General features: G+C 61.4%; 11 protein-coding genes. 5 read left to right on the top strand and 6 right to left on the bottom strand.

The annotated features are described in order from the left end of the window. Window positions 1–47 precede the first annotated feature (47 nt). From NW853_RS00405 to NW853_RS00395, 3 genes are read right to left on the bottom strand one after another with little or no spacing between them, the layout of a single operon-like run. Window positions 48–1,019, bottom strand: coding sequence for a putative 2-dehydropantoate 2-reductase (locus NW853_RS00405; RefSeq protein WP_414334019.1), 972 nt, complete (start codon window positions 1,017–1,019; stop codon window positions 48–50). A 47-nt stretch (window positions 1,020–1,066) separates the two neighbouring features. Continuing rightward, complete coding sequence (gene pyrR / locus NW853_RS00400; protein WP_414334020.1) at window positions 1,067–1,615, bottom strand: bifunctional pyr operon transcriptional regulator/uracil phosphoribosyltransferase PyrR; 549 nt, start codon at window positions 1,613–1,615, stop codon at window positions 1,067–1,069. Next, entirely contained in the window at window positions 1,593–1,793 is a 201-nt protein-coding gene (locus NW853_RS00395) for a helix-turn-helix domain-containing protein (RefSeq protein ID WP_414334022.1), read from the bottom strand. The genes pyrR and NW853_RS00395 overlap by 23 nt, the downstream gene beginning before the upstream one ends. A 204-nt stretch (window positions 1,794–1,997) precedes the next feature. Here NW853_RS00395 and NW853_RS00390 point away from each other — a divergent pair, with 204 nt between their 5' ends. Continuing rightward, entirely contained in the window at window positions 1,998–2,483 is a 486-nt protein-coding gene (locus NW853_RS00390) for a DUF3531 family protein (protein ID WP_414334024.1), read from the top strand. 3 nt (window positions 2,484–2,486) lie between these two features. On the opposite strand, the gene NW853_RS00385 is transcribed toward NW853_RS00390, so the two are convergent. Beyond that, window positions 2,487–4,151 carry a sulfatase gene (locus NW853_RS00385; protein WP_414334026.1) on the bottom strand — a complete coding sequence of 555 codons (1,665 nt, stop codon included), beginning with the start codon at window positions 4,149–4,151 and terminating at the stop codon, window positions 2,487–2,489. 82 nt (window positions 4,152–4,233) lie between these two features. After that, entirely contained in the window at window positions 4,234–5,235 is a 1,002-nt protein-coding gene (lptC, locus tag NW853_RS00380; protein WP_414334027.1) for an LPS export ABC transporter periplasmic protein LptC, read from the bottom strand. Between the two features lie 9 nt (window positions 5,236–5,244). Between lptC and NW853_RS00375 the strand changes: the two genes are divergently transcribed. The 3 genes from NW853_RS00375 to NW853_RS00365 are packed head-to-tail and all read left to right on the top strand — an operon-like array spanning window position 5,245 to window position 9,398. Next, window positions 5,245–6,207 carry a branched-chain amino acid ABC transporter permease gene (locus NW853_RS00375; protein WP_414347092.1) on the top strand — a complete coding sequence of 321 codons (963 nt, stop codon included), beginning with the start codon at window positions 5,245–5,247 and terminating at the stop codon, window positions 6,205–6,207. Next, on the top strand, window positions 6,207–7,166 hold the full coding sequence (locus NW853_RS00370; RefSeq protein ID WP_414334031.1) for a branched-chain amino acid ABC transporter permease: 960 nt from the start codon (window positions 6,207–6,209) through the stop codon (window positions 7,164–7,166). The genes NW853_RS00375 and NW853_RS00370 overlap by 1 nt, the downstream gene beginning before the upstream one ends. 57 nt (window positions 7,167–7,223) lie before the next feature. Beyond that, window positions 7,224–9,398: an RNA degradosome polyphosphate kinase gene (locus NW853_RS00365; RefSeq protein WP_414334033.1), complete on the top strand. Its 2,175-nt coding sequence runs from the start codon at window positions 7,224–7,226 to the stop codon at window positions 9,396–9,398. Window positions 9,399–9,421: 23 nt separating this feature from the next. Here NW853_RS00365 and NW853_RS00360 read toward each other — a convergent pair whose 3' ends face one another. Then, window positions 9,422–10,000 carry a DoxX family protein gene (locus tag NW853_RS00360; protein WP_414334035.1) on the bottom strand — a complete coding sequence of 193 codons (579 nt, stop codon included), beginning with the start codon at window positions 9,998–10,000 and terminating at the stop codon, window positions 9,422–9,424. Between the two features lie 283 nt (window positions 10,001–10,283). On the opposite strand from NW853_RS00360, the gene NW853_RS00355 reads away from it, so the two are divergent. Then, the coding region (locus NW853_RS00355) for a GntR family transcriptional regulator (protein ID WP_414347090.1) at window positions 10,284–10,925 on the top strand (642 nt) is incomplete at its 3' end.

Here is a 10,925-nt window from a genome sequence, read left to right as displayed (position 1 = left end):
AGCGGTCGGAGTCGGGTAGTTTACAGGCGCCGCTGATCTTGAAAAACTCAAGCCTGCTGAGCGACAGGGATCCCTCGATTCAGGCGATCCAACACCTGCAACTGCCGGTGGAGCATTTCCACCCGCGGCAAGTGGATCCCGGCTTGTCGGGCATAGCGCAGTGGGTTGCCGAAGATTGCCTGCAGTTCCAGAGGACGTTTGCGCTCGTAGTCGATCTTCATGCTGGTGCGGTAGGGAGCCATCTTCTCGGTGTTGGTGAGCATTTCTGGGATCAGGGAATCGGGAAGCAGGCGATCACAGGCCGCCGCTCCCTGGATCACCTCCTGCATCAGCGTTTCCGCCAAAGCACGAGCCTCAGGGTCGCGGATCATCTGCTGCGTGTCGGCGTTGAACACCACCGAGAGGCCGTTGAAGGGAATGTTCCAGACCAACTTTTGCCAGCGGGCCAACATCAGATCCGGAGAGAGGGTGGTGGGGATCCCTGCCCGTTGAAAATCGGCTTGAACTTGTTGAAGACGGGGCGTGATCCCTTGGGGGGCATAGTTAGGGCCGTATTCTGCCAGCAGCACCGACCCATAGTCCAGATGATGAATGTGGCCGGGGCCAACCTTGTTGGAGCTGATGAAACACAGGCCCCCCATGACTCGTTCAGGGCCGACGCACTCGGCAACCTCCGGCTCCGCCCCCAGCCCATTTTGCAGCACGATCACCACGCCATTCTCGGCCAACACGGGCGGGAGCAACTGCGGCAGCAGGTGATTTTGGGTGGCTTTCAAAGCCACGATCACCCCTTCGCAAGGGGGCATGTCCTCTACTGCTGCGTAGGCATTCACCTGCGGCAAATGAAAATCCCCCCAGCAGGACTGCACCCACAAGCCGTTTTGGCGAACATAGTCATAGTCGCTGTGCAGCAGAAAATGCACCGCAAAGCCTGCCTGTTGCAATTTCGCCCCATAAAATCCTCCCAGGGCGCCCGTGCCCAAAACAGCGTAACGGCGGGTCTCCGGCAACCAAGACATAGCGGTGAGTTGCGGCAGATCATCCCCAAAATACCCCAAGCACCAGCTTAGGGATCGCTCTTTGCTGTTTGGTCTATCAACAACACCCGCTCTTCTGCATCGGTTTCCCGCAGATGAACCCTCACCCTTTGCTCAGGTTCCGTGGGAAGCTGGTAACCGCAGTAATCCGGTTGGATGGGGAACTGGCGGTGACCACGGTCGATCAGCACGGCCAAGCGCACCCGTTCCGGTCGCCCAAAGTGATGCAGGGCTTCCAGAGCCGCGCGGACGGTGCGACCGCGAAAGATAACATCGTCCACCAGCACCACCTCCTGGCCAGTCAGATCCCGGGGCATCTCGCTGCGATCCGGGGTGCGCAGCCCGCCGGCGCCCAGGTCGTCTCGGAAAAAGGTAATGTCCAGCTCCCCGACCTGGGGCGGGATCCCCAGTCGAGCGGCAATCCGATCCCGCAGGCGGTAGGCCAAGGGGACTCCGCGAGTGCGAATGCCGATCAGAGTGAGCTTCTGGGGGTGGGGGTGATCCCTGGCGATCGCTGCTGCCAGGCTCTCGATCAGCCCGGCCACCTGCTGCGCATCAAAGACTTCGATCGTAGACATGGATCCCGGTCGCTCCCTCACCGATCGCAGATCTGGTCTGTAGAAGGCTCTGACGCGAAGCAACCCAGTCTTTGAGTTCGCGCAAAGCGTAGTGATACCCGCCTCTGCATGTTGCAAGCCACTCCAGCAGTTGGGCTTGCTGTGTGGCATCTGGGCAGATTCGGTAGGTGTAGTGCATGGTCAATATGGGGTCGTTTTACCACAACCGGAGTGGGGTGGTAAATGCTTGCTTCGGGGGCATTGAAAGCAAGCAGCGAGACTCCATGTATCCCGGCGCTGTAGCTTGCTTCCCGCAGGGTTGCTACGCATACAGCGCGGGACTTATGTTCTCGCGCTCTTGGCAGTTAAGATCAAGGGCTAGGCCGCAGCAGAGGAGCTGTCCATGCAAGTGGAGTTTCGCGAGTGCGATCCGGGAAATCTCTGGATCTGGTTTGAGTTTGCCGAGCCGCCGGTCGAAGCTGAGCTGGAGTACCTCAACGAGGTGCTGGAATCGTGGTATGTGCTGGGCAAGTTGGGAGGATTCAACGCCGAGCGCCTGGTGGCCCAAGAGGCGGAGGTGGATCTGAGCTATTTGGAGTACCCCAGCGACTCGGATCCTCTGCCCTCTCTAATGCACAACATGGGATCCCTAGAGGAAAAGGACAACTGGGCCCGCTGCTGGTTTGATCTGGGCACTGCCGATGCCTTGGCGCTGGACGTGTTGATCAACGCCTTGCGCACCCTTAGCCTCGAGTACATCCACCTCAGCCGCGTCATTATCGGCGGGCAAAACGAGGACTGGCCGACAGCGGATCCCGAGGAGGCGGATGACTACGATTTAAACGGCTATGTGCGGGATCATGTGGGGGAAGCAGGAGAGCTGGAATAGCCTCTACTCCAGGTAGCCCAGCTCTTGCATCTGCCGTACCAAGTCTGCATCGCTTTCCACATTTACCTTGCGAGGAGCCGTGCTGGGCCGGCGCGACTCTGCCCAGTCCAGCCACTGCCTCAAGGCTTGCCGCAGGCGGGTCAGCCAAGTTTGGGGGGAAAGGGAAGGGCTACCAGGCTCAGAAGGGATCCCGGCCAAGAGCAGATCCCGCAGTTCCGCCGGATCCTGCTCCAGGTTGTAGAGGCTGGGGCGATCTCCGGTTTGGATCAGCTTGGTCACCCCTTCGTAGAGGGCTCGGCGGGTGTCGTAACAGGCGCGCGCCTGCAGCAGGCTGTCGTTGCGGTTTTCCATGGCCCGCAGGAGAAGGTGGGGCGGGAAGGCCTCGCTGAGCACCACCCCCTGCTCCGGATCCTCACCGGCCAGGGTGCGGGTCAGGCTGAGGCGGGCGATCTCGCGGCGAAGCTTGAGGCTGATACGGGGGGCGCCGTTGGCTAGAGAAAGGCTGGGGCGGAAGCCGGCAGCTTCCAAGAGAGTATGAAAGAGGCGGCGGGTGGAAACGGGGGTGGCCACGCGCTTTCCTGCCGGAAAATAGCCGGGGTAATGCAGGATCAGGGGGACGCGGATTAGCTCTTCGTAAACCACAAAAGCATGGCCGACGAAGTCGTGCTCCCCCAAGCCTTCGCCGTGATCCGCGACGATAGCCACCAGAGTGTTCTGCTCCAGGCCAGTGTGGCGCAGGGTGGCGAAGACGGATCCCAGCAGGTGATCCTGGTAGGCCACCTCGGCATCGTAGATGTCCCTGAGCACCTGCGCTTGCAGGGGAGAAAGCGGCTGCGGCAGGGGCGCCATCCAGCGGTAGGGCTGGGCGTTGTACTGGCGCAAAAAGTCGCGCGCCTCGCGGTTGGTCTTGAAGTAGGGGGCGTATTTCTGCACAAAGGGCTCCGGCGGCCAGTAGGGCAGGTGGGGCTCCATTAGGTTGACGAAGCAAAAGAAAGGCGGTGCTCCGGCAGGGCGGCGGGCTATCTGCTGCAGGTAGCGGTTCAGGTCGGCGATGGAGGCAGCCGTGTTGCCCTTAAAGTTCATCAGGCGGGTCCAGAGGGAGGCAAACCAGGGGTGCAGCGCCAACTGAAAAAGGGTGTCGGAGCGGGCAAAGGCATTTTGCACCGGGTAGGAGAGACGGCGCCAAAACTGGGTGTAGGCGGCCAGCCAGCGGTTGAGGGGAGCCGGCAGAGGGTTGCCTTCGGGAGGGCGGGTGGGCAGGGCCCCGCCGTAGTTGTAGAAGGTGTCGAAGCCCCGCCGCAGGCCGTTTTTCAGGATCCCGACCAGGGGGTTGTTGCAAAAGCCCACGGTGGTGTAGCCGCCCAGCTTCAACAGCTCCGCCAGAGTGGGTAGAGCAGGGCTCAGCTCCAGGTCTGCCTGAACGGTTTGGTGGGTGCTGGGGTATTCCCCCGTAAACAGGGAGGCGTGGGAGGGGATCGTCCACTGGGCGGGGGCGATGGCCCGCTCGAAGAGGGTGGACTCGGCGGCCAGCCGATCCAGGTTGGGGCTGGTGGGCACTTGGCGGGCCCGCTCTTCCTCTGACCAGTAGCAGGAAAGGCGATCCGCCCGCTGGGTATCCAGCACGATCAACAGAATGTTGGGGCGTTCCCCCCAGGCGGTCTCTGCCATTGCTGAACTCCTCACCACAACCCACCCAACACGGTTCTTAAACTATCTTGACATGCTCTTGTTGGCCCTTTGTCGCCGGCTCCTAGGGCAAAGTGAGCCGAGTTTGGCTGTTGCCTTGGATCCGGGCGGTGTTGGCCTGCCAATCCAGGATCCCTTGGTCACCGCTCACAGTCAGGGCTTGTCCAGGCTGGCGGTAGCGCACATTGCCCAGGGCTTGGAGTTGGGTGGAGCCGATGCGCCAGCGGATCTCTTGGGCTTCCAGCTCTTGGCCGGTCTGCAGGGATCCCGTTCCGCCAACGGGAACGGCTTTGGCTTTCACGTTGCCCAGCAGGCGCAGCTCGGTCAGGGGCAGCGGGGCCCGCAACTGCTCGCCGCTGAGGCGCACCCTTTGCTGGGGGGCATCCACCTCGACTGCTCCCAACGCCTGCACCTCGCCGGCACCAAAGTTCCAGAGCAAGCGGCTGGCGGTCAGCTCCAGCTCCGGATCGCGATACTTGGCCCGCACCGGTTGGCTTGGATCCCAATTCTCCAGTTGCATCTGGGCCTGGCCAAAGTCGATGCGCAAACGATCCCCCCACAGGGATCCCTGGCCGTCCAACAGCTCCACCTGTACCTGGCCCTCGGCTTCGAGGAGGCGCTGTTCCGGCAGCCACTGCAGCCGCTCTGCCTGCAGGTGCAGGTTGTCCCGCTCCGATTCCACCACCACTTGGCCCGTCAATTCCAGCCGCCGCTCGCCAGGATAGGCGGATCCCCGCTCGGCCCGGAGGCGAATGGCGCGATCGTCTGCGTCGAAAAACTCTCCCTCGATAGACTGCAAATGGGCGGATCCCAACTGTACGGGAGTGGAGCCGTTTTCTGGGGGGGACTCGTATTCGGCCAGGCGCGCCCGCAAGCGCCAGAGCAGGCCACCGTCAGGTTTGGCCTGGGTGAGAGTGATGTTTTCGTAGATTAACTGGGGGGTGGAGATAGGCTCGCGCGGGACACCCGGATCCCTGCTTGGAGGTGGCTCCGGCCCACCACAGGCAGCGCTCAGCAGGGCCAAAACCACTAGCCAACCTGGGATCCGGGAAGAGTTGGGCTGCATGGATCTCTCTTGCGCGCTTTCTCCTACCCTAGCTCTACCCTGCCGCTGGGCCGGATGGGATCCCGCTTTAACAAACCCGTGGCATCATCAGGGCAGGGTATTGCGGGGGCAAGGGTGGCCCAACTGTTGCAGCTTTTTATCTACGGCCTCGTCCTGGGCAGCATCTACGCCCTGGGGGCGATCGGGGTGTCGCTGACGTTCGGCATTTTGCGTTTTGCCAACTTTGCCCACGGGGATCTGATGACCTTGGGGGCCTATTTTGCTCTAACGTTTGTCGGGTTGGGTTGGCCGATTGGGGTGAGCTGGATCCCGGCGGCCTTGGCGACGGCACTTTGCGCGGTGGGGATCGACCAACTGATCTATCGCCGCCTGCGCCGGGAAGCACCGGTGATTTTGCTCATTTCTTCTTTTGGCACGGCCCTGATCTTGCGCAGCTTGGTGCAGATCGTCTGGGGGCCCAACAACCAAGTGTACCGCAGCGGCATCCAGTTGCCCTGGCAGTTGGGGGGGCTGCGCATCAAGCCGGATTGGGTGGTGATTCTGGTGGGAACGGCCTTGCTGGTGGTGGCTCTGCACCTGTTTTTGCAGCGCACGCGGGTGGGCAAAGCGATGCGGGCCATGGCCGACAATTTTGACTTGGCCAAGGTGACCGGCATTGAGACGGAGCGGATCATCCTCTGGACTTGGGCCATCGGCGCCGCCTTGGCCTGTGTGGCGGGCATCTTCCTGGGCCTGGATACGCGGCTGCACCCCACCATGGGCTGGCGGCTGTTGTTGCCCGTTTTTGCGGCAGCCATTCTCGGCGGCATTGGCCGTCCCTATGGAGCCATTGCTGGGGGGCTGGTAATTGGCCTGGCGGAGGAGTTCTCGACTTTAGCGATCAATCCGGCTTACAAAACAGGGGTAGCCTTCGCCATTTTGGTGCTGATGCTGATCTTCCGGCCCACAGGGCTATTGGGGGGGCGGGCCTGATGTTGAGCTACGCCATCTTCTTTTTGGTTTTGGTGGGGATCTACGGCGTGCTGGTGCTGGGCCTCAATATCCAGTGGGGCTATGCCGGCATGTTCAACATCGGCGTGGGGGCCTTTTTTGCTGTGGGGGCCTACGCCAGCGCCATAGCCACGACGCCGCCCACCCCTGAACATCTGGGCGGGTTCAATCTGCCGTTCTGGGTGGGCTTTGCCATAGCAGTAGCCGCCGCCGGTGCGATCGCCTTCTTGATTGGCTTGATCACCCTGAAGCTGCGCTCCGACTATTTGGCTATTGCCACCATCGGCATTGCCGAGATCATCAGCCAAATCCTGAGGAACGAGGGCTGGCTGACCAACGGGGTGCGCGGCATCACCCGCATTCCGCGCCCCTTTCGCGGCTGGATCCCAGGGCAGGATACACTGCTCTACTTGGGCTTGGTGCTGCTGGTCTTGGCGGTGGTTTACTGGCTGAGTGAGCGGGCCTATCGCTCCCCCTGGGGACGGGTGCTGCGGGCCATCCGCGAGGATGAGCCGGCAACCCTGGCCGCCGGCAAAGATGTCCTCCAGTTTCGCCTGCAGGCGTTTGTGCTGGGATCCATGCTGATGGGGCTGGCGGGGGCGCTCTATGCCCACTTTGTCAATTTCATCAGCCCGGAAGCCTTCCAGCCGGAGTTTGCCACCTTTATCGTCTGGGTGATGTTGATCGCGGGGGGCAGCGGCAACAATCGCGGCGCCCTGCTGGGGGTGCTGGCCATTTGGGGGGTGTGGTCGGGCAGCGAGTGGTTGACCAACCGTCTGCCGCCCCAGTGGGCCACCCGGGCCGGTCCCTTGCGCATTTTGTTGATCGGGATCCTGCTGCAGGTAATTCTGCTTACCCGCTCCCAAGGGCTGTTGCCAGAACGCCCGCCCAAGCCTGTTTTGGACACTTCCGCCTCCTCCAAGCAGAACCCAGCAGGATAGGATTGGGTCGGCTCCAGCCGTTGTTGACGCTTTGAGACAACCCAGATCTCGGCCACCATGACTCCGCGCTCCAAGGAAACGGACTCCTCCTTGTCGCCCCGCAACCCCGATGCGACAGGTTGCCCCCCCAATGCTGGCCAGCCAGGGATCCCGACTGCGCCCATCCAGGAGGGCTATGCCTTGCCGGAGCACTACTTCAACCGGGAGCTGAGCTGGATTGAGTTCAACGCCCGGGTTTTGCACGAGGCCCTGGACGAGCGCACCCCCCTCTTGGAGCGGCTGAAGTTCCTCGCTATTTTCGAAAGCAACCTGGACGAGTTCTTTATGGTGCGGGTGGCGGTGATTCGCCGTCAGTTGGAAACAGGCGTGCTGCTGCCGACCCCCGATGGCCTCACGCCGCAGCAGCAGTTGCGGCAGATTTCCCAGCACCTGCGCCCCCTGATTCAAAAGGTACACGAGTGTTTTCGGCAGGAATTGGTGCCTAAGCTGGCGGAACAAGGCATTCACATCCGCGATTTTTCTGAGCTGGCCGAGCCGGAGCGGCAGGAGCTGCGGGAGTATTTCGACCAACGGTTGTTTCCCGTGCTCACTCCCTTGGCGGTGGATCCGGGCCATCCTTTCCCCTACATCTCCAACCTCAGCCTCAGCTTGGCGGTGGTGGTGCGGGATCCGGAAACCGGCAGGGAACACTTTGCCCGCATCAAGGTGCCCAGCACCCTGCCCCGCTTTGTGCCGCTGCGGGACGGGGTGAGCTTTGTGCCGCTGGAGCAGGTGATTGCCCACCATCTGGAAGCGCTGTTCGTGGGCATGGAAGTGCTGGAGTACTACCCCTTCCGCATCACCCGCGGTGCCGATCTGGAAATCCAAGAGGACGAAGCCGACGATCTGCTCGCGGCCATTCAAGAAGAGCTGCGCAAGCGCCGCTTCGGCTCGGTGGTGCGCATGGAGATTGCCAAGTCCATGCCGTCTGCCATTCGACAGCGGCTCTGCGAAGAGCTGCGCCTCGACAGCGACTCCGTGTACGAGGTGGATGGCCTTTTGAGCATGGGGGGGGTGATGGCTTTTCTCAGCCTGGATCGACCCGATTTAAAAGATCCTCCCTGGGGGCCCGTCACGCCGCCTCGCCTGCGTACCGCTTCGGTGAGCGACGAGCCGGTGGATATCTTCTCCGTCATCCGGGAAGGGGATCTGCTGGTGCATCACCCCTACGACTCCTTTGCTGCCAGTGTGGAACGGTTTCTGGAGGAGGCGGCCAACGATCCGCAGGTGCTCACCATTAAGCAAACCCTCTACCGCACCTCTGGCGATTCGTCGGTGGTGGGATCCCTCATCCAGGCTGCCGAAAACGGCAAGCAGGTGGCCGCTCTGGTGGAGCTGAAGGCCCGTTTCGACGAAGAAAACAACATCCTCTGGGCCAAGAAGCTGGAAAAAGCCGGGGTGCACGTGGCCTATGGCCTGCCAGGGCTGAAGATCCACTGCAAGTTGGCCCTGGTGGTGCGGGAAGAGGGGGGATCCCTGCGGCGCTATGTCCACATCGGCACCGGCAACTACAACCCCAAGACCGCCCGTATCTACACCGATCTGGGCCTGTTCACCTGCAACGAGACCCTCTGCAACGATGTAACCGAGTTGTTTAACCTGCTAACCGGCTACTCGCGGCAGCGGCACTTCCGCAAGCTGCTGGTGGCCCCCCGTACCTTGCGCCAGGGCATGGAAGCCTTGATCCGGCGAGAGATGCGCCATGCCCAGGCAGGACGCCAAGGGCGCATCATCGTCAAGGTCAACTCCCTCACCGACCCACGCATGATCCAAGTGCTCTACGAGGCTAGCCAGGCAGGGGTGGAGATTGATCTCATTGTGCGAGGCATGTGCTGCCTAAAACCAGGGATCCCGGGCCTGAGCGAGCGCATCCGCGTTATCAGCATCATCGGGCGCTTTTTGGAGCACTCCCGCATCTTCTACTTCTACAACGACGGCCAGGAAGAGTACTTCATCGGCAGCGCCGACTACATGACCCGCAACCTGGATCGCCGCGTCGAGGTGGTGACCCCTGTAGAGGATCCCCTGTTGCAGCAAGAGCTGAAGGCGATCTTGGAGATTTGTCTGACGGATAACCGGCAAGCTTGGGAGCTGCGCCCCGATGGCACCTATGTGCAGCGGCAGCCTAGGCCGGGAGAGCCGGTGCGCTCCACCCACCAACGCCTGATGGAGCGAGCCGCCAGCCGCCTTTAGCCCTCACCCCCGGCCCCTCTCCCTCAGGAGCGAGGGGTTTCGGCGGCTTCAGCCTCTTGATCCCCCAGCGCAATTACCTTCTCAGTGGCCTGCAACGAAGACTCCAGGCTCTCCAACTTTTGTCGGCTGGAGCGGTTCAGCCCCGCCTCAATACCGTTCGCCAAGAGCTGATCCAAAGAGAACCAGCCGCCGCCATTCACCGCAAAGGCCAAGAAGATGGCCGCGTAGATAGCCGATAGCTCCAGATAAGGAACGCTGAAGCCGGCCACCTTGATGTGGTGGAACATGGCCACCGCCATCGTGGCGAACAAACCCAACGCCGCCGCGCGGGTCAACAAACCCACTGCCACCAGCGGAGCTGCGATCAGTTCAGTATAGGCAGCTACATAAGCAAAAAAGATCGGGAAAGGCAACCCGATCACTTCTACATAAGCCGTTGCAAACCCCTCGATATCAGCCAGTTTGTCGAGGCCGTTGTGAATCATGAATAGCCCTGCCACCACCCGCAAGACAGTCCACGCCACTTGAGACCAGCGCGGGGCTACGCTGTCGTGACGCAAAACTGAGACAAACAGCACGGGAAAGCGCTGAGTGAGTGCCATAAGATGAAACCTGCAATGCAAAGATGCTAACTATTGTAACGATTCTAAATTTCTGTAACAAGGCCAGGGCGGGATCCCCCGCCTTGGAATGCAGAGGCCGGATCCTCGGCCATCGGGTTGGGGGTGGGCGCGGCAACAGAGGGGATCCCTGTGCCCGTCTGGACAAAGCTCGCCAGAGCAGTTCTCGAGTGCCTATCCTTAGGGGTGTTGGTGCAATTCTTTTGGCAAAAGTCCCGTGTCTTTGGGTCTCTCTAACAACTAGGTTCGTTTCTTCAGGCGGGCCATGATGCGCATTTCTATTCAGCCGGAGAGCGGGATCCCTGGCTCTGTCCAGCTCTTCAACTTACTCTGTTTTGGCATTGCCTGCGGGCAATTTCCTCCCGGCTATCGCCTGCCCAGCACCCGTCAATTGGCCATGCAAACGGGCCTGCACCGCAACACCATCCACAAGGTTTACCACCAACTGGAGGCCATGGGTCTGGTGGAAACGCGCGCTGGATCTGGCATTTACGTCAGCGGCTCCGCCCGCCAGGCGGTTAACCGCTCTTCTTGTAGTCTGGGCGAAAACCTGGATCGATCCCAACAAGCCCTGCAGCAGGTGCGCCAGGGCATCGATCAGCTTCAGCAACAGGGCTTTTCTCTGGAGCAGGTGCGGGATCTGCTGCTGGCGGAGATCGACTGGCGGTTGCGCTGCAGTGCCCAAGTGCTGGTGTGCGTGCCCAATCGGGATCTGGGCACAGGACAACTGATGGCCCAACAAATCCAACAGACTTTGGGCATCCGGGTGCAGTTGGTGCCCCTAGAGGATCTGGCCGCCGTGCTGGATCAAATCCATTCCGGCACTGTGGTGACGCTCCACTATTTTCTCAGCGCCGTCGAGGCCATTGCCCAGCCGCGGGGGGCCCGTGTTCTCCCGGTGGAGGTA

This window comes from Synechococcus sp. H55.11 (assembly GCF_047462475.1).
GTDB lineage: Bacteria > Cyanobacteriota > Cyanobacteriia > Thermostichales > Thermostichaceae > Thermostichus.
This window is presented reverse-complemented; position numbering and strand designations above follow the sequence as displayed.

Excerpts from the sequence above, each read along its gene's own strand:
- NW853_RS00365 (WP_414334033.1), top strand. The coding sequence starts at position 7,224 with ATGACTCCGCGCTCCAAGGAAACGGACTCCTCCTTGTCGCCCCGCAAC.
- NW853_RS00395 (WP_414334022.1), bottom strand. The coding sequence starts at position 1,793 with ATGCACTACACCTACCGAATCTGCCCAGATGCCACACAGCAAGCCCAA.
- NW853_RS00360 (WP_414334035.1), bottom strand. The coding sequence starts at position 10,000 with ATGGCACTCACTCAGCGCTTTCCCGTGCTGTTTGTCTCAGTTTTGCGT.
- lptC (WP_414334027.1), bottom strand. The coding sequence starts at position 5,235 with ATGCAGCCCAACTCTTCCCGGATCCCAGGTTGGCTAGTGGTTTTGGCC.
- NW853_RS00385 (WP_414334026.1), bottom strand. The coding sequence starts at position 4,151 with ATGGCAGAGACCGCCTGGGGGGAACGCCCCAACATTCTGTTGATCGTG.
- NW853_RS00370 (WP_414334031.1), top strand. The coding sequence starts at position 6,207 with ATGTTGAGCTACGCCATCTTCTTTTTGGTTTTGGTGGGGATCTACGGC.
- NW853_RS00390 (WP_414334024.1), top strand. The coding sequence starts at position 1,998 with ATGCAAGTGGAGTTTCGCGAGTGCGATCCGGGAAATCTCTGGATCTGG.
- pyrR (WP_414334020.1), bottom strand. The coding sequence starts at position 1,615 with ATGTCTACGATCGAAGTCTTTGATGCGCAGCAGGTGGCCGGGCTGATC.
- NW853_RS00405 (WP_414334019.1), bottom strand. The coding sequence starts at position 1,019 with ATGTCTTGGTTGCCGGAGACCCGCCGTTACGCTGTTTTGGGCACGGGC.